The 18,710-nt window shown below is 63.4% G+C and carries 13 protein-coding genes; 6 read left to right on the top strand and 7 right to left on the bottom strand.

Annotated elements, in window-relative coordinates; all coding sequences use genetic code 11:
- Positions 1–5: 5 nt before the first annotated feature.
- Complete coding sequence (locus tag CAF77_RS09085) at positions 6–863, bottom strand: LysR substrate-binding domain-containing protein (protein ID WP_085654324.1); 858 nt, start codon at positions 861–863, stop codon at positions 6–8.
- Positions 864–972: 109 nt separating this feature from the next.
- Here CAF77_RS09085 and CAF77_RS09080 point away from each other — a divergent pair, with 109 nt between their 5' ends.
- The 3 genes from CAF77_RS09080 (at position 973) to CAF77_RS09070 (ending at position 4,225) form a co-directional block, all read left to right on the top strand.
- Positions 973–1,680, top strand: coding sequence for a haloacid dehalogenase type II (locus CAF77_RS09080; protein ID WP_064380946.1), 708 nt, complete (start codon positions 973–975; stop codon positions 1,678–1,680).
- Between the two features lie 12 nt (positions 1,681–1,692).
- A complete protein-coding gene (locus CAF77_RS09075; RefSeq protein ID WP_085654323.1) occupies positions 1,693–2,466 on the top strand; it encodes an aldolase in 774 nt (257 codons plus the stop codon).
- Between the two features lie 187 nt (positions 2,467–2,653).
- Positions 2,654–4,225 carry a GGDEF domain-containing protein gene (locus tag CAF77_RS09070; RefSeq protein ID WP_085654322.1) on the top strand — a complete coding sequence of 524 codons (1,572 nt, stop codon included), beginning with the start codon at positions 2,654–2,656 and terminating at the stop codon, positions 4,223–4,225.
- A gap of 59 nt (positions 4,226–4,284) precedes the next feature.
- On the opposite strand, the gene CAF77_RS09065 is transcribed toward CAF77_RS09070, so the two are convergent.
- From CAF77_RS09065 to CAF77_RS09050, 4 genes are all read right to left on the bottom strand, one after another.
- Positions 4,285–4,575 carry a hypothetical protein gene (locus CAF77_RS09065; protein ID WP_085654321.1) on the bottom strand — a complete coding sequence of 97 codons (291 nt, stop codon included), beginning with the start codon at positions 4,573–4,575 and terminating at the stop codon, positions 4,285–4,287.
- A 78-nt stretch (positions 4,576–4,653) separates the two neighbouring features.
- Entirely contained in the window at positions 4,654–7,083 is a 2,430-nt protein-coding gene (locus CAF77_RS09060) for a TonB-dependent receptor (protein ID WP_085654320.1), read from the bottom strand.
- Between the two features lie 99 nt (positions 7,084–7,182).
- Entirely contained in the window at positions 7,183–8,142 is a 960-nt protein-coding gene (locus CAF77_RS09055) for a FecR domain-containing protein (RefSeq protein WP_085654319.1), read from the bottom strand.
- The gene (locus CAF77_RS09050) at positions 8,142–8,648 is read right to left on the bottom strand and encodes a sigma-70 family RNA polymerase sigma factor (protein WP_085654318.1); all 507 of its coding nucleotides are present in this window, start codon (positions 8,646–8,648) and stop codon (positions 8,142–8,144) included. Before CAF77_RS09050 ends, CAF77_RS09055 begins: the two co-directional genes overlap by 1 nt.
- A gap of 240 nt (positions 8,649–8,888) precedes the next feature.
- Here CAF77_RS09050 and CAF77_RS09045 point away from each other — a divergent pair, with 240 nt between their 5' ends.
- Complete coding sequence (locus tag CAF77_RS09045; protein ID WP_011335126.1) at positions 8,889–9,329, top strand: carboxymuconolactone decarboxylase family protein; 441 nt, start codon at positions 8,889–8,891, stop codon at positions 9,327–9,329.
- Positions 9,330–9,333: 4 nt separating this feature from the next.
- Here CAF77_RS09045 and CAF77_RS09040 read toward each other — a convergent pair whose 3' ends face one another.
- Positions 9,334–10,926: a DHA2 family efflux MFS transporter permease subunit gene (locus CAF77_RS09040; protein ID WP_085654317.1), complete on the bottom strand. Its 1,593-nt coding sequence runs from the start codon at positions 10,924–10,926 to the stop codon at positions 9,334–9,336.
- Positions 10,923–12,044: an HlyD family secretion protein gene (locus CAF77_RS09035; protein ID WP_064380928.1), complete on the bottom strand. Its 1,122-nt coding sequence runs from the start codon at positions 12,042–12,044 to the stop codon at positions 10,923–10,925. The genes CAF77_RS09040 and CAF77_RS09035 overlap by 4 nt, the downstream gene beginning before the upstream one ends.
- Before the next feature lie 237 nt (positions 12,045–12,281).
- On the opposite strand from CAF77_RS09035, the gene CAF77_RS09030 reads away from it, so the two are divergent.
- Together CAF77_RS09030 and CAF77_RS09025 are read left to right on the top strand one after the other, a co-directional pair.
- The gene (locus CAF77_RS09030; RefSeq protein WP_085654316.1) at positions 12,282–14,009 is read left to right on the top strand and encodes a ShlB/FhaC/HecB family hemolysin secretion/activation protein; all 1,728 of its coding nucleotides are present in this window, start codon (positions 12,282–12,284) and stop codon (positions 14,007–14,009) included.
- Between the two features lie 94 nt (positions 14,010–14,103).
- Positions 14,104–18,573: a hemagglutinin repeat-containing protein gene (locus CAF77_RS09025; RefSeq protein ID WP_085654315.1), complete on the top strand. Its 4,470-nt coding sequence runs from the start codon at positions 14,104–14,106 to the stop codon at positions 18,571–18,573.
- The last annotated feature ends 137 nt before the right edge of the window (positions 18,574–18,710 follow it).

Raw genomic sequence — 18,710 nt, 5'->3', positions numbered from 1 at the left:
GGGGATCAAGCGAATCCCCCCGCATCCACCCCCAATTCCCCGCGCAAAAACTCCACCAACCCTCGCTGCAATCCACTCAACACCCCCTCGCGGCTGACCAATGCCAGCTCCGTCGGCGGCAGCGGCGGCAAGTCCGTGCACACCCGATGCTCCGGCAACACCGCCGATGCCGGCAGCACCGAAACCCCGAGCCCTGAGGCCACCGCCGCTTGAATGCCGGTCAGGCTGTGGCTGCCGAAGGCCACACGCCAGGGGCGTTGCGCCACGTCGAGCAGGCGGATTGCCCGTTGTCGGTACAGGCAGCCCTGGGGAAACAGCGCGAGCGGTAACACGCCAGTGGACGCATCAAATTCCACGCCCTTGACCCACACCAGTCGTTCCGGCCAGGTCGCCCAGGCGGGGCCGCTGTCGGGTTCGCGTTTGATCAGGGCGATGTCGATTTCGCTGCTGTCGAGGCGTTGACGCAGGTCGAGGCTCATGCCGCTGACGGTTTCCAGTCGCGCTTGCGGGTGGCTGCGGGTGAAGCCGGCGAGGATCAGCGCCATGCGTCGGGCGTCGAAGTCTTCCGGCATGCCGATGCGCAGGATTTCCAGATCCAGATCGCTGGCCAGGGCTTCGCTGGCCTCGGCCGACAAGGCCAGTAATCGACGGGCGTAGTGGATCAGCAGTTCGCCGTGCTCGGTGACGCTGACGTTCAACCCGGTGCGGTCGCGCAACAGCAGGGCGTGGCCGACCAGGTCTTCGAGTTTGCGTACCTGTTGGCTGACCGTGGATTGGGTGCGGTGGACGCGTTCGGCGGCGCGGGTGAAGCTGCCTTCATCGACCACGCAGACGAAGGTTTTCAGCAGTTCCAGATCCAGCATGGCGGCGGCCTCGATATTTGTTTGGCAACTGACGGTCGGCTATTTATTTAATTTCACACTATCACCCCGAGTTCATAAGCTGAAGCCCTCACTTGCAGAGGAATTCCCCATGACCTTGATCAACACACCGCGCCCGCAATGGCTGACCTTCGATTGCTACGGCACCTTGATTCAATGGGACGAAGGCCTGCGCGCCGTGGCCGAGCGGATCCTCAGCGAAAAGGGCGAACACCGGGTCGATGCCGGGCGCCTGATCGAGGTTTACGACCGCCACGAACATCGCCTGGAACAGACACCGCCGCACCGCTCGTTTCGCGAGCTGAGCACTCTCGGCCTGCAACTGGCCCTGGAAGAACTGGGCCTGGCGAGTGCCAGCGAAGACAGTCAGCGCCTGGCCGCCGCGATTCCGCAGATGCCACCGTTTCCCGAGGTCGTCGAGACCCTCGCGCAGCTCAAGGCCAAGGGTTTCAAGCTGTGCATCGTCTCCAACACCGATGACGACATCATCGCCGGCAACGTCGCTCAACTCGGCGGCCATATCGACCGGGTGATCACCGCGCAACAGGCCGGTGCCTACAAACCGGCGCCGCGGCTGTTCGACTACGCTCATGAGCAATTGGGCGTCAGCCGCGATCAGGTGGTGCACATCTGCGCCAGCCCGATGCTCGACCACACGGCGGCCCGCGACATGCATTTTCGCTGCGTATGGATTGATCGAGGGACCGGTCGTCAGTTGCTGCCGGACTATCGACCCGACGCGATCCTCAACACGCTGGACGCAGTTCTTCCGCTGTTCGCATCCCTTGGCTGGTCATAAAGGAGGTTCGCCATGGCCCATACCCTGACCGGCAGCGCCCGACCCGCGCGTTACGCCTCGTTGAACCTCGACAGCGAAGCCGTCATCACCGCTCGCAAAGAGCTGGCGGCGTGCTTTCAACTGGCGGCGCTGCACGGGTTGGAAGAGGGGATCTGCAATCACTTTTCGGCGATGTTGCCGGGGCATGCTGACCTGTTTCTGGTCAATCCGTACGGCTATGCGTTTGCCGAAGTCACGGCGCATAACCTGCTGGTCTGCGACTTCGCCGGCAACGTGGTGGACGGCGAGGGTCAGCCGGAAGCGACTGCTTTCTATATTCATGCGCGCCTGCATCAGCGACTGCCCCGAGTAAAAGTCGCGTTCCACACCCATATGCCGAACGCGACGGCGTTGTGCCTGCTGGAGGGGCCGCCGCTGTTGTGGCTGAGCCAGACCGCGCTGAAGTTCTACGGGCGCACGGCGGTGGACGAGCATTACAACGGGCTGGCGCTGGATGAGCGCGAGGGCGACCGGATTGCCGGGGTCATGGGCGAGGCCGACATTCTGTTCCTGAAAAATCACGGGGTGATTGTCGCGGCGCCGACCATCGCTGAAGCCTGGGACGATCTGTATTACCTGGAGCGTGCCGCGCAAGTGCAACTGCTGGCGATGGCCACGCAACGGGTGTTGAAACCGGTGCCGCACGCGGTGGCGCAGCGGGCGTACGAGCAGATGCGCGAGGGCGATCCAGAAAGTGCGCGGGCGCATCTGCACAGTGCGATGCGGCGGTTGGCCCGTCAGGGCTGATGCGGGCAAAAACGGGCAGGCAAAAATAATTTGCGTCGCAGGTCATCCAATTGCCCTGCGCGCCGATAGCAACTGGGTCGGGATCGTCGCGAGGGCACTTGGTTGCCCCACACAACCCGGTGGGCTACGCTCACAAGAACAAGGGTTTCGGGCTTTTGCCCCTGTCGTACCTGCCCAGGACACGCTTTTGCCTATCCCCATTCACGATCCGCATCAGGCCCCCGGCGGCACCCTCAAGCGTTTGCCCCTGCGCAAGGCGGCGGTGTTGTTCATCGTTGCTGTGTGTCTGTGCCTGTCCGGTCTGCTGTATTTGCAGATCGAACAGTCGCGGCGCCAGGATCTGGCCAACGCGCAGGTGTCGTCGGCCAACCTGACCCGGGCGATGGCGCAGCAGGCTGAAGACACGTTTCTGGCGGCGGATCTGGTGATGACCAGCCTGGTCGACTGGGTTCAGGAAGATGGCTACGGTGCGGCGCAGAAGCCGCGATTGCAGCGAACCTTCGCGCGGCGAGTGCAACAACTCGAGCAGTTGCACGGCATGTTCCTGTTCGACCGCGAAGGGCAGTGGGTGATTACCTCGTTCCCGGATCTGCCGCGCGGCAATGGCGTGGCCGATCGCGAGTACTTCAAGTTTCACCAGCAGAACGTGTCGGGTGTGGCGCACATCGGCCCGGCGATCCGCAGCCGCGAGAACGGCGAGTGGATCATCCCGATCTCGAAACGGGTCAACGACCGCGCCGGCAATTTCCAGGGCGTGTTGCTGGCCGGGATCAAGATGTCGTACTTCGACAAGTTCTTCAAAAGCTTCAGTCTGGATGACAACGGCACGATGTTTCTCGGCATGACTGACGGCACGTTGCTCGCCCGTCGGCCGTTCGACGAGTCTCTGATCGGCACCTCGCTGGCCAAGGGCGAGATCTATCAGAAGCTGCTACCCAACGCCTCCGCCGGCACCGCGATGATCGATTCGGTGGTCGACGGTGTGGCGCGTCTTTATGGTTACCGGCAGCTGGAAAGCTACCCGTTGGTGGTCGCGGCGTCTTCGTCCCGGGACACGATCCTCCAGGGCTGGTATGACCGGGCGTTTCAGTCCAGCGTGATCGTGGCGCTGGTGATGCTCGGCGTGGGGCTGTTCGGCTGGGTGTTCATTCATCAGGTGCGCGATGGCGAGCGGATCGAAAAAAACCTGCGCAAGGCCCAGCAGGCGCTGGAACAGATCGCCACCCACGACAGCCTGACCGGACTGGCCAACCGGCGTCTGTTCGAGCGCTCGCTGGAGGTGGAATTTGCCCGCGGTGCGCGGCAGTCGAGCCCGGTCAGCCTGATCATGCTCGATATCGATTTTTTCAAACGCTACAACGATGCCTACGGCCACGTGGCTGGCGACCATTGCCTGACGCAGGTCGCGCAGGTGGTGAAGAACTGCTGCCAGCGCAAGTCCGATCTGGCGGTGCGCTATGGCGGTGAAGAGTTCGCGGTGCTGCTGCCGGACACCGACATCAACGGCGCACTGGCAATTGCCGGGCAGATCCGCCGCAGCGTGATGGACAAACACATCACCCACAGCGGTTCGCCCACCGGGTATCTCACGGTGAGCCTGGGTTGCTATGCGTTTATTCCGACCGGCAACGACAGCCCGGAACTGTTCATTCAACGCGCGGATGCGGCGCTGTATCAGGCCAAGAACGCCGGCCGCAACCGCGCGGCCGTGCTGTCAATGGACGTTAGCGTTGGCGAACTGATGCGTTCGGATCGCTGACAAAATCGAATCGGTTCAGACACAGGCCATGGCCTTCACCATGACCTGCTCTTGTTCGTTCAGCCGCCCGTGCCACCGCCGGCACCGCCCGTGCCGCCACCGGCCGAACCGGTGCCACCTCCCGCTCCCGAACCGGAACCGCTGGCGCCACCGTTGGTGCCGGTGCCATTGCCTGCGCCGCTGCCGCCGGACGGCGAGCCCGGCGTGTTGTCCGGTGGCATGGGCGAGCTGTTGGTGGAGCCGGATTTGGTGCCCGTGGCATCGGCGCCGTCATTGGCGGCGAACGTCGCAGCTGAGCCTGTGGCCAGCAGGCCGATCAATAACAGCGAGGTGAGTTTGCGCGTCATCATGGTTTGTCTCCGGAAAGGGGATTTACCTGATATTGGTCAGACGCGCCGAACCCTTGGTGCCGGCCGGATGACGAGCGGTCAGAAGTCCACGGTGGCCGAAACCTTCAGCGTGCGCGGCGTGCCCTGGGTCAGGTAACCGCCGTTGGCCGAGGCCCAATAGGCTTCGTTGGCGACGTTCTCCAGATTGGCCCGCAGGGTGATCTGCTTTTCATCCAGTTTGAAGGCATAGCGCGTGCCCAGGTCGAAGCGGTTCCACGCCGGAATGCTTTGAGTATTCGCCGCGTTCAGGTACTGGCCGCCGGTGCGCAACATCCGCGCGCTGAGGGCCGCGCCTTCGAGGCCCGGAATGTCCCAGTCGGCGCCGAGGTTGAACTGGAAGCGCGGCACCCCGATGGCGCGATTACCGTCATTCACACCGTTGCTGCTGCCTTCCAGTTCAGTCTTCATCACGGTTGCGCCGCTGAGCAGGCGCAGGCCGTCGAGCGGTTCGCCGTAGACGTTGAGTTCCACGCCTTTGTTGGTCTGCTGGCCGTCGACCCGGAAGATTCCGTCCTGGGTGTAGCTCGACGGTTGTTCGATGCGATAGACGCCGAGGTTGGCGCCGTAGCTGCCCATGTCCAGGCGCACGCCGGCTTCGATCTGTTTGCTGCGCACCGGGGCGAAGGTTTCGTCGCGGTTGATCGCGGTGGTCGGCGGCGTCGGGCCTTTGGCCAGGCCTTCGATGCGGTTGGCGTAGAACGACACGTGTTCCCACGGCTTGATCACCAGGCCATAGACCGGGGTAGTAATCGACTCTTCATAACTTGAGGTGCGGGCGCCGGTGGCGGTACTCCAGCCGTCGACTTTCAATTCTTGGCGACGCACGCCGAGGGTCAGCAGGATGCGGTCATCGACGAAGCCGAGGGTGTCGGAAATCGCCTCGCTGCGCAGGGTGTTCTTGCCGGTGATGCGCGGGTCGCTGATGTCGCTGGCGAACGAGGTGGGCGCCGGGCGCGGCTTGTCGGTGACGTTGTACAGGTTGGTGCTGTAGCGCCCGGCGGTGCCAATGGTTTCGAACGCCGAGCGCTGCTCGCCCCAGATGCCCGCCCAGCCGAGGTTCAACTGGTGCGTGACAGGGCCGGTATCGAAACGGCCGTTGAGCCCGGCCATGGCGCTCTGGTTGTCCTCGTCGTGGGGCGAATAGAGCATGCCGCCACGGGCGTTGCCGTTGAGGTCGGTGACGGTCAGCGACGAGTAAACCCCGTTCTCGCGGGTGTGCTTGGCGCCACCGGACACGTAGGCGGTCCAGTTGTCGTTGAGGTCGTACTCGGCGCGGGCCATGCCGAAGGTGTCTTCGAGTTGCGAGTAGCTCCAGCTCTGGGCGTAGCTGGCGTTGGCGTGCGGCACCTTGGGCGCTTTTGCCAAGCTCGAATCGACATAGACCACCGAGCGGCCCTGGTTGATGACCTGCTTCTGATAGCCGAAATCGGTCGAGACCCGCAGGCGATCGCCGCGATAGTCCAGGCCGACGCTGAACAGCGACGAGCGCTGGTCTTCGTCATCGACGGCGGTGTCACCTTCGCGCTGCATCAGGTTGACCCGCGCGCCGAAGCGGTTGTCCTCGCCAAAGCGCTGGCCCAGATCCAGATGGCCGCCAACCCGACCGTCGGCGCTGTAGTCGAGGGTGACGCTGCGGGTCGGCGTGTCCATCGCGCGTTTGGGTTGCAGGTTGATCCCGCCGCCGATGCCGCTGCCGCTCGGGGTCACGCCGTTGACGAACGCGTTCGGGCCCTTGAACAGTTCGACCCGATCCAGCGCTTCGACGGCGATGATCTGCCGGGGCAGCACGCCATAGAGACCGTTATAGGAAATGTCATCGGAGGCCAGCGGCAGGCCGCGGATCATGAACATCTGCGAGAAGTTGCCGAAGCCGTTGGACTGGCGCACAGAGGCGTCGTTGAGCAACACATCGCCGACGGTCTGGGCCTGTTGGTCGGCCATGGTCTTGGCGGTGTAGCTGGTGACGCTGAAGGGCAGGTCGTTGACCTCCTGGTTGCCGAGCATGCCGATCTGCGCGCGGCGGGCGACCTGTTCGCCGCCGTAGGTGTCACCGCTGTCGTCACGCAGGGCGCTGACGTTGGTGGCGCCCAGTTCCAGCGCGCCGTCCGCCGCAACTTTCGGCGCCACGGTGTAACCGTTGTGGCCGGTGCTGATCAGTTCGAAACCGCTGCCTTCCAGCAACCTAGCAAAACCGCTCTGTGCGGTGTAACTGCCTTGCAGGCCGGGACTCTGGCGATTGCCCAGTTGCGCCGGATCGAACGACAGCGGCACGCCGACGCTGACCGCAAATTGCGCCAGCACATGGCTGAGCAGGCCGGGGCCGATGTTGACGCTGCGGCTGGCGCTTTCACTGACGCTGTCGGCGGCTTGGGCGGCGCTCGGCAGCAGTGCGCTGAAGGCCAGGGCCAGGCTCAGGTTCAGGGCCTTGAGCGCAAACGTGGCGGGGCGGGGCGATGGCATTGCGGTCATTCGGTGTTCCTGTCGGGGGCGTGGAATCGGAAGGTCTATCCACTCACCGGACGAGTCGCGAAAAGGTATCAGGGAATATTGAAAATATTTTCCGAGGGCTCAGACACGCGGTTCCACCGACAGCCAATAGCGGGTCAGGCTGTTGATGTTCAGCGGCAGGGTATCGCTGAGCAAACGCAGGCTGGCGTCGGTGTCGCGCAGGGAAAACGCTCCGGATACGCGCATCGCTGCCACGTCCGGATGGCAACGCAGGACGCCGTGACGGTAGCGGCTCAATTCGCCGAGCAATTCGTCCAGACGCATGTTGCTGGCCAGCAGCATGCCTTTGTCCCAGGCCAGGGACGCGGTGTCGAAGGTTTCGCTGCTGTCGAAGCTGTTGAGCTTGAAGCGCTGACGCTCACCGGCCTGGAGAATCGCGCTGTGTTTGAGCAGTTGCGGGGTGATCTGAACCTGGCCTTCGAGCACTGACACCTGGCTGCGCGAGCCCTCGGTGCGCACGCAGAATCGCGTGCCCAGTGCGCGGGCCACACCTTGCGGGGTTTCGACAATGAACGGACGGGCGCTGGCATCTGCGGCGGTGTTGATCAGCACTTCGCCGTTGAGCAGCAGGACGCGACGCTCCACCGGGCTGAAAGCGATGTCCACGGCGCTGTCGGTGTTGAGCACCAATTGCGTGCCGTCCGGCAATTGCAGGTTCTTCTGTTCGCCGACGGCGGTGCGCTGGTCGGCGGTCCATTGCTGCCACGGTACATGCTGCGAAGCGATGCCCAGCGGCCCGGCCATTAACAGCAAGCCGAGGCGGGTGAGGGTCTGGCGGCGGCTCAGGCCTTCTTTGCGCGAGGCGCGTTTCAAGGTCTGGATCGCCACGTTGGCCGGCACGCTGCGCAAATCCCCCAACAGCGCTTCGGCCCGTTGCCAGGCCATGGCGTGCTCGGCGCTGCGGGTGCGCCATTGGGCGATTGCCTGATGGTCGGACGGGGTGGCGGTGCCGGAATGCAGTTGCACCAGCCAGTCGGCGGCTTCGCCGAGAATCTGCGGATTGATCATCGACGAATGCATCAGGCGACACTCAGGCAGGCAATGAACGCGGCACGCATGTGGCGTTTGACGGTGATCAGCGAAACCCCCAGGCGTGTGGCGATCTGCGCGTAGGTCAGGCCTTCGATCTGCGACAGCAGGAAAGTGTCGCGGGTCTGCTCGGGCAGTTCGCGCAGCAGCGCTTCGATGCGCCACAGGGTTTCCAGAATCAGGTAGCGGGTTTCCGGCGACGGCACTTCGGCGGCGGGCAGGTGCGCGATGGTTTCCAGGTACGCGCGCTCCAGGTCCTGACGCCGCCAACGGTCGATCATCAGGCCTTTGGCGATGTGCGTCAGCAGCGCCCGGGGCTCGCTGCCCAACGGCTTGATCACCTGACGGGTGAGCAGGCGCAAAAACGTGTCGTGCGCCAGATCGGCCGCATCGCAGCGACTGCCCAACTTGCGCTGCAGCCAGCCCTGCAGCCACCCGTGGTGTTCGCTATAGAGCGTCTGGACTTGCTGATTCAACGGCTGATCGAGGGACGACATGGAGGGCAGGTACTCGTTTCGGGCGTCCGTTGCCAGAGATGCAATCGAGAGTGCGATTAGGGTGCAATTAAGAATTGATCGCATTCTAGTGGCGCGCAACGAGTGCTGGCAATTGCCTATTCACACTTTCTTTTCTGACACCGACGCAGTGGCCTACCCATCTTCCGGGAGATTGGCTATTTGCCGGTCCGGGCGCCGGGACTAACGTAGCCCCACATTCACTTGCCCCGGAGAGTCGCCATGAAACCTCGTATCGATTTCTACACCGCGTCCCCAGATGCCCTGAAAGCGATGATCGCCCTGGAAACCGCCGTCTCGAAACTGCCGCTGGAAAAGACCCTGATCGAACTGGTCAAGCTGCGCGCTTCGCAGATCAACGGCTGCGCGTTCTGCATCGACATGCACACCGCCGACGCGATCAAGGGCGGCGAAACCCCACGCCGGTTGTTCGCCGTGACCGCGTGGCGTGAAGCGCCGTTTTTCACTGAACGTGAACGCGCCGCGCTGCTGTGGACCGAATCCCTGACCCAACTGAGCCTGACCCACGCCCCGGACGAAGACTACGAAGTGGTCGCTGCGCAGTTCTCGCCCCAAGAAATGGTCGACCTGACGGTCGCGATCAGCACCATCAACAGCTGGAATCGCCTGGCCGTGGGCTTCCGTAAAACTCCGCAAGCCTGATCGATCAATGTGCATCGGCACTCGGCGCGGCCGGTGGTTGCACCTTGCGCATCAAGGGCACCATCGCCGTGGCGATGCCGAAGCACACCATGATCATCAGGAACGTGTCGCCGTAGGTTTGCGTCTGCGCTTCACGGTAGGTCAGCTGCCATAGCTGACGCAGGCTGGCGGTAAGGCCGACGTCGCCGCTCTGACCCAGTGCGGCGAAGTTGCCGCCGACCTGGGCCAGCCACTGATTCACCGCTTCGTTGCTGCTGTTCAGATGCTCCGCCAACCGGGTGAAATGCAGGTTGGTGCGGTCGTTGAGAATGGTCGCACACGCCGCAATCCCGATTGCACCGCCCAGATTGCGCATCAGGTTGAACAGGCCCGACGCATGCTTCAGGCGCGCGGGTGCCAAGCCCCCTAAAGTCAATGTCACCGCCGGCGGCACCGCCAGTTGCTGGGCAATCCCGCGCAGGGCTTGTGGCAGCAGCAATTCTCCGGCGCCCCAATCGTGGGTGATCGGACTGAATTCCCACATCGACAAGGCGAACAACGCCAGGCCCGCCATCATGATCCAGCGCAGATCGATGCGATTGGCCAGAAAGGCGTACAGCGGAATCGCCATGATCTGGAACACCCCGGTGGAGAAAACCGCCAGACCAATGTCCAGCGCGCCGTAGCCGCGCACCCGGCCGAGAAACAGCGGCGTCAGGTAAATCGTCGCGAACAGGCCGATGCCGGTGACGAAGGAAAAGAAGCAGCCAAGGGCGAAGTTGCGATCCTTGAGCGCGCGCAGGTCGACGATCGGATTGGCCACGTGCAGTGTGCGGCCCACGAATGCCACACCGGCCAGCGCACTGATCCACGCCGTGGTGAGGATCGTCTGGTCGCTGAACCAGTTCCAGCGCGGGCCTTCTTCGAGGGTGTATTCCAGGCAGCCGAGAAACAGCGCCAGAAACACCATGCTCAAATAATCCGCGCCCTTGAGCAGCGACAGTTCCGGCTGGTCGATCTTCACCAGCATCGGCACCGCCACGGCGACGAAAATCCCCGGTACCAGATTGATGTAGAACAGCCAGTGCCAGGAGGAAATGTCGGTGATCCAGCCGCCGATCACCGGGCCCAACGTCGGTGCCAGCGAAGCCACGGCGCCAATGGTCGCAGCGGCGATGACCCGCTGCTTGCCAGTGAAGAAAAAGAACGCCGTGGTGAACACCAGCGGAATCATCGAGCCGCCGAGAAACCCTTGCAGTGCGCGGAAAGCGATCATGCTCTGAATGTTCCAGGCGATGCCGCAGAGCAGGCTGGCGAGGGTGAAGCCGACCGCTGAAGCGCAGAACAGCCAGCGCGTGGAGAACACTCGGGACAGCCATCCGGACAGCGGAATCACGATGATTTCGGCGATAAGGTAACTGGTCTGCACCCACGCCGTTTCATCGGTGCCGGCGGACAACCCACCGCCAATATCGCGCAGCGAGGCCGAGACGATCTGGATGTCGAGCAACGCGATGAACATGCCGATGCACATTGTGGCGAAGGCGAACACTTTGGTCGCGGTCGTCATGTCGGCGGCATTGAATGGCTGCGCGGCGGCGGTGAGGGCGGTGCTCATGGCGCGCTGGCCACGGCAGTGGTTTCAGGTTGGGCGCGGGTGTCGACTTCAGCGGTCACCGACAGGCCCGGACGCAGATGGCCGAGCACGCCGTCCGCCGGGTCGAGCAAAATCCGCACCGGCACCCGCTGAACGATTTTGGTGAAGTTGCCGGTGGCGTTTTCCGGCGGCAGTACGCTGAATTGCGAACCAGTGGCGGGGGCGAGGCTGTCGAGGCGACCGTGGAATTCCTGGCCGGACAACACGTCGGCGCGGATGCTCACGCGCTGGCCGGGTTTCATCCGCGCCAGTTGATCTTCCTTGAAATTGGCATCGACCCACAGACCACTGGCCGGCACCACCGACAACTGTTGCGAACCGGCCTGCGCATAGGCGCCGACCCGCGCGCGGCGATTGCCGATCACGCCGTCAACTGGAGCGCGCAGTTCGGTGTAGCCGAGGTTGAGTTGCGCCAGATCCCGTTCCGCCCGGGCTTGCTGGAGGGCGGCGCGGGCCTGTTGTTTCTGGGTTTCGATCACGGTGAGCTGGCGCTGCGCGGCCAGCAGTTCGGCCTGGGCCTTGGCGCTCAAGGCTTGTGCGGTCTTGAAGGTGGCGTCGGCCCGTTGCGCGCTTTCCACCGAGACTGCGTTGGTGGTCACCAGACGTTTGTAGCGCGCGTTGTCATCCCGCGAACGGGCGGTTTCGGCGCTGGCGGCATCAATGCCGGCGCGGGCCTGACCGATCACCGCTTGCTGCAGTTGTTCGGTGGCGTCGAGGTTGGCCAGCAGCGCTTCCTCGGCGGCGACCGCGCCTTCGGCCTTGGCCAGATTGGCGCGGTAGTCGCGGGCGTCGAGGCGGATCAGCACGTCGCCGGCCTTCACCTTCTGGTTATCGCTGACCAGCACTTCTTCGATGTAACCGGCGACCTTCGGCCCGATCACCGTGACGTCGCCGCCGATGTAGGCATCGTCGGTTTCCTCTAGAAACCGCCCCGTGCCCCACCAATGCACGGCATACAACCCGGCGAATACCAGCGCAGCCAGTCCCGCAGTCGGCAACAGCAGGCGTTTGAGCAGGGGAGGTTTGGGGGCGCTGACCGGAGCGGCGAGATCGGGTTCTACGGTGGGCATGCTGGTCATGGCGTAATACCTGAAGAAGCGGAATGGCTATTACGACCGTAATATGACGCGAGTAATATTTTGTGGCAATTGATTTTTGTCGCCGATCGTCAGATGAAGACCGTTGAAAAAAGAAGCTGACCATTTGTTTAAGAAATGTAAGCGCTGTAGGAAGCGTCTTGCATTTGTGTAGGAAGGCTCTGACTATCACCGCAATTGATGGGGTGGCATTACGCCAGTTGATTGCAAGGATGTTGAGTGCCGTATTCGCTTTGCGTTGTTTCTCGTAGTCGTTCCCTGCCTCGCCCGCTGTTGTCGGCCTTGTTGTTGAGTGTGTGTGCGCCCAGCGTTCTCGCCGCCGAAACTCCAGCCCCTGGCCAGGAAGTGCTGCGCCAGCAGCAACTGCAACAGCGTGACCTGCAACAACTGCAACTCGAACAGCGCAAACGCCAGCTGGAGCGCGGCGCGTTTGGCCCGACGCCGGTCAATCCGGCCATTCCTGAGTCGATCAAACCTGATGAGCGCTGCTGGCCCTTGAGTGGTACGCGCGTCGGCGGCGTTACGCTGATCGATAAAGACAAACTCAACGCCCGGATCAAACCGCTGTTGGCGCCGTGCATGGGCGTCGGCCAGATCAACCATTTGCTGGCGACCATCACCGCGCTGTACGTGGAGAAGGGCTATATCGCCAGCCGGCCATACCTGAGCAGCGCTCCAGCGGCGGGGCAATCGCTGGATATCCTGATCGACGAAGGCTACATCGAGTCCATCGAGCTGGCCGACCAAAGCCTGCCAGTGTCGCTCGGCGGGGCGTTCCCCGGAATGCTCGGCAAACCGCTGAACCTGCGGGATCTGGAGCAGGGACTGGATCAGTTGAACCGCCTGCGCTCGCTTGATCTGACCGCCGACATCGCTCCTGGCAGCCAGCCCGGCGCGTCGAAAATCATCCTGCGTTCGCGGACCTCGGGGCAGTCACGCTGGGCCCTGGGTGCCGGTTTCGACAACCTCGGCAGCGCCAGCACCGGTCGTGATCGCGACACGCTGAGTCTGACCCTCGACAGTCCGCTCGAACTCAACGACCTGTTGAGTCTCAGCGCCAGCGACACCCTCAACCAGGGCGACCGCTACAGCCGCAACGCCAGCCTCTACTACGCGATCCCCTACGGTTACTGGACGTTCAGCACCTTCGCCAGCCACGCCGAATACCGCGCGCCGTTCAAGCTCAGCACGGCGACCCTGTACAGCACCGGCATCACCGATCAGCTCAGCCTGCGCGCCGACCGGGTGTTGTGGCGCGACCAGAGCCATCAGCTCAGCGCCAACCTGCAACTGGCGCGCAAGGACGTTGACAGCTATCTGGAAAACGTCCGCCTCGGTATTCAAAGCCCGACCCTGACCGTGGCCGAAGCCGGGCTCAATCTGTTCTGGCTCGACCGCGCGGTGTGGAACCTCGACGTCAATTACGCCCAGGGTATGCGTTGGTTCGGCGCCGACGACGATGCCGATCGCCAGGTCAAAAACCTGCCCAAGGCACAGTTTCGCAAGTACCGCGCCGGCCTCAGCCAGTGGCGCAACGGCCAGCTCGGCGCGCAAGCCTGGCAATGGCAGAGCCAACTCAATTTGCAGTACAGCCCGGATCCGCTGCCAGCCATCGAACAACTGCTCGGCACCGATGATTCCGCCGTGCGCGGTTACCGGGTCAGCAGCGCGTCCGGCGCCAGCGGCGCGATCTGGCGCAACACCTTGCGCCTGCCGCTGCGCAGCGATTTGCCGGTGCAGCTCACTCCGCGCGTCGGCCTCGACCACGGCTGGATCAAGGCCGATCACGGCGCCCCGGTTCAACGCCTGAGCGGTGCCAGCATCGGCCTCAACCTGGGCTGGAAAAACCTGCAAGTGGATGTCGATTACCAACGCAGCCTCAACACCCCGACCGGCCTGCACCGCGAGCCCGAAACCTGGCTGATGCGGGTCGGATTGCAGATATGAACGTCAGTGAACAACAGCCATCGGACCTGAGCGCGACAGCCGTGGCCTTTAACTCAACGCGCAACGTGATGCCGCACTACATGGAGAGTTTTTTATGCCAATGAATACCTTTGCGTTTCATCTTTCCCCACGGGGCAAACTGCGCTGGGCCATCGCCAGCCTGCTTTTGGTCGCTCACCTGCCGGGCGCCATGGCCGGCGGTGTGGTGGTCGCGCCCGGCCCCGGCGGCACCGCGCAACTGCAAACCCAGGGCGGCGTCCCGATCGTCAACATCGTTGCGCCCAACGGACACGGCCTGTCGCATAACCAGTTCCTCGACTACAACGTCGACCGTCAGGGCCTGGTGCTGAACAACGCCTTGCAGGCCGGGCAATCGCAGCTCGCCGGGCAACTGGCGGCCAATCCGCAATTGCAGGGCCAGGCCGCGAGCGTGATCCTCAACGAAGTGATCAGCCGCAACCCGTCGGCCATCAACGGCGCCCAGGAAATCTTCGGTCGCGCCGCCGACTACGTACTCGCCAACCCGAACGGCATTTCGGTGAACGGCGGCAGCTTCATCAACACGCCCAACGCCAATCTGCTGGTCGGCCGGCCCGAGCTGAACGACGGCAAACTGCAAGCCCTGAGCACCCGCGACGCCACCGGTCAGTTGCAGATTCAGGGCGGCGGCCTGCGCAACGGCGAAGGTTCGATCAACCTGATCGCCCCGCGCATCGACAGCCAGGGCGCGATCACTGCACGCGATCAACTGAACCTCACCGTCGGACGCAATCAGATCGACTACGCCAGTGGCCAGGTGAAAGCCGTGGACCCGGCGGGCAACACCACCGATCAACGGATCGACGCCAGCCTGTTCGGCGCGATGCAGGCCGGGCGCATCAACATCGTCAGCACCGCTGAAGGCGCGGGCGTGAAAGTGGGCGCGGTGCAAGTCGCCGGACGTGACGGCGTGCAGATCCGTTCGGCGGGCGACTTGAGCGTCAGCGGCCAGGCGATCCCGGACAGCCTCGACGTGACCCGTGCCGGCATTCGCAGCAGCCAGGGCGACGTCGGCCTGCACAGCGGCAAGGACCTGACGCTGGCCGCCACCGATGTCAGCGGTCGTGACGTGAAGGTCGAGGCCAAACGCAATCTGACCCTGACCACCGTCGAAAGCCGCAAGCTCCAGGAGCAGCGTGAAAACTGGAACAACAGCACCATCGGCATCACCTGGGAAACCTACGAGCGGACCAAGACCGACAGCGATTCGCGCCAGCACGGCAGCCAGATCGTCGCCAGCCGCGACGCGCAACTGTCGTCCGGCAAAGACACCGAACTGAAAGCCGCCAAGGTCGAGGCGAAGAATAACCTCAGCGTGCAAAGCGGCGGCGACCTGCGCCTGACCGCTGCCACTGAAAGCCACACCCAGACCGATCAGGGCAAGCACCGCAAGCACCTGTGGAAAGCCGATTGGGACAGCAGCAGCGAAGAACAGCGCAGCGTCACCAGCCAGTTGAAGGCCGGCAACATTGCCCTGCAAACCGCGGCACTGTTGCGCTCCGAAGGTGCTGAATTGAACAGCGCTGGCGATCTGCAACTGGCCGGCAAGCAAGTGGAAATCACCACCGCGACCCGCACCCATCGCAGCAGCGACAACCGCTATTCCGGTGACCTGGTCGGCGGCGGTTTCTTCGGCAAGACCGGCGACGCCGACAAGGGCCAGACCCAGCATCAGGGCAGCAAGATCAACGCGGCCGGAAAACTGGTGGTCAAGGCCGACGACGTGCGCATCAGCGGCAGCCAGGTGCGCGGCGGCCAGGACGCCAGCGTGATCAGCGACAACGGCTCGCTGACCATCGACGGCGTGCAGGACACCTCGCACAGCAACAACCACGACAAGGACAGCAAGTTCTTCGGTATCACCAAGGACGAGTCCCGGCAGAACAGCAAGGACAGCACCACGGTGCGCAGCGAGCTGGCTTCCGACAGCAACCTCAAGCTCAAGAGCGCCAAGGACATCGAAGTCGCCGGTTCCACGGTCAAGGCCGGCGGTTCGCTGACGGCGGATGCGGCGGGTGATGTGAATGTGCATTCGACGCAGAACACCCACGACAGCAGCAACAGCACGCAGACCCGTGGCTTCGACGCTTACGCCAAGGAGCAAACGGCGGAGCAGTATCGCGCCGGCGTGCATTACCGAGACAAGGCGCAAACCGTCACCGTCAGCGACGTCACTCAGCAGGGCTCCAGCCTCAGCGGCGGCACTGTGCAAGTGAAGGCGGGCGGCGACGTGACGCTCAAGGGCGCCGAGGTGAAATCCACCGCCGGCGACACCACCCTGAGCGGCAAGAACGTCTCGCTGCTGGCCGAGCAGGACAGCCACAACACCTCGACCGAAACCCGCAGCACCGGCGGCGGTTTCTACTACACCGGCGGCCTCGACCGCGCGGGCAGCGGTGTGGATTTCTCGCACAGCACTTCTCAAGACACCACCGCTAAAACTACTGCGCAAACCACCGGCGTGCAGAGCAGCGGCAGCCTGAACATCAACGCTGACAAACTCGCCACCGGAGGCGCGCAACTCAAGTCCGGCAACGCTCTGAACGTCGCCGCCAACGAAGTCGACAACCGTGCCGCCAGCAACACTGAAAACAGCACTCACAGCGAGAGCAACTGGTCGGCCGACATCGGCGCCAACGTCGAGTACAAAGACATCGCCCGGCCGATTGCCGGCGCCGTGAAAGAAGTGCTCGACGGCAAAGTGCCGGACAAGGACGCACTGGCCAATCTCGGCCAGCCGAACGTCGGTATCGACGTGGCAATCGGTCATGCCAGCGCCGATAAAACCGAGCAGGGCAGCAATGCGGTGGTCAGCCGGTTCGACGGCGAGACCGTGGACGTGAAGGTCGGCGGCACGCTGCACGATCAGGGCACCCAGTACAACGCCAGCGCCGGCAAAGTGAACATCAGCGCCGACAAACTGGTGGCCGACGCGGCGAACAACTCCCACAGCAGCACCGACAACTCGGTAGATGCCAAGGTCGATGTGCGCGTCTACACCAAGACCGGTGAAGACGTGAACGTGGCCGGCAGCGGCGCGGGGGGCAGCAGCCAGTCGAGCAAGGACAGCTCCACCGCGGTGGTCGGCGGTTACGCTGGCAACCAGGGCGTGAACATCCATGTCGGCGGCGATGCCCAGTTCGAAGGCAGCCGTTTCGACGGCGGCCAGGGCGGTGTCAGCGTCAAGACCGGCGGTGATCTGGCCCTGAATCAGGCCAACGACCGGCAGAGCAGCGACAGCTCCGGCCTGCGTGGCAACGGCTCGTTGACCGTCGGCACCTTGCCGGGCACTGACGGCACCAATGTCGATCTCGGCGCCGGGTTCCAGCTCGATCACAAAGGCCACCAGAACACCGACAGCCAGGCGCATGTCGCCAGTATCAGCGGCAACGGCCCGGTGCAACTGAGCAGCGGCGGTAATCAGGTGCAGCAAGGCACGAAGATCGACAGCGCTGGTGCTATCGACCTCAAAGCTGGCGGCAAACTCGATCTGCAAGCAGCTACCGATTCGCACGTCGCCACCGGCAGCAATCTCGGCGGCGGCCTGAAGGCCGGCGGCAGCAAAACCAGCAGCGAGAAGAGCCGCGATCAGGGCGGCAACCTCAGCGGCAACTTCAACATCGGTCGGGTCAACGAGAACACCCAGACCCTCACCGGTGGTCAGCTCAACAGCCAGAACGGCATCGCCCTGAGCGGCGATTCAGTGCGCCTGCAGGGCACTCAGGTCAGCGCGCCAAACGTCAGCATCGACGCGCAGAAGGGCGGTTTCGTTCAGGAATCCGCGCAGTCCACCGACAACCGCAACAACTGGAACGTCGCGTTGAATGCCGGTGGCAATCTGAGCAAAAGCACACCGACCGCCGCCGATGAAAAAGTCAGCAGCGATCACGGTTTCAATGCCGGAGCCAAAGTCGGCGTGGACTACCTGCAAGGCACTACCCAGCAGAACAGCCAGATCAAGGCCGACACGGTGGTGTTGAACAGTGGCGGTGATGCGAGCCTGAACGCTGCGCGGATTGATGCGCGCAATGTCAGCGGCAAAGTGGCGGGTGATCTGTCGGTCGAAAGCCGTCAGGACTCCAGCTCTCACGCCAAGGTCGATGTCGATCTGGGCCTGACCGCCAAGAAGACCCCGGCCGACGACAAGGGCAAACTGGCTGGCACCGACTACAAGGCAACGCTGAAAGCCGATGGCGAATACGCACACAAGGACAGCGTGAAACAGGCGTCCGGTATCAGTGCTGGTCAGGGTGTGAATCTCACCGTCGGCGGCGCTACCCAGCTGACCGGCGCGCGGATTTCCGCCACCGAAGGCAAGGTCGATCTGGGCGGCTCGAAAGTCAGCAGCAGCGACCTGAGCAACCTCGACTACGGCGTAAAAGCCGGCCTGGATCTGCCGCACAAAACCGAAGAAAACGCACCGAAGGTGTCCCTTGAAAACGGCAACCTGAAAGTTGGTCCGGTGACCCTGAGCGGTCATTTCGACAGCCAGGCAACTCAAGCGGGTATTGACGAAAAAGGCTGAGCCGCCATGCATCAAGGGCTGTTCAGCCAGAGTGGCTTGGCAGCCTGGCGGGATGGAAACTGCACCGCGACTGTCGCGGTGCTTTTCATTAGAACCATGGACGGTGAATACCAGGGGGCTTGGTACGCGGGTGGTTC

Origin of the sequence: Pseudomonas sp. R15(2017) (genome assembly GCF_002112685.1) — a bacterium.
In the GTDB taxonomy this organism is placed as follows: Bacteria; Pseudomonadota; Gammaproteobacteria; order Pseudomonadales; family Pseudomonadaceae; genus Aquipseudomonas; species Aquipseudomonas glycinae.
Note: the sequence above shows the minus strand (reverse complement) of the source record. Positions and strands in the feature narration are given on the sequence as shown.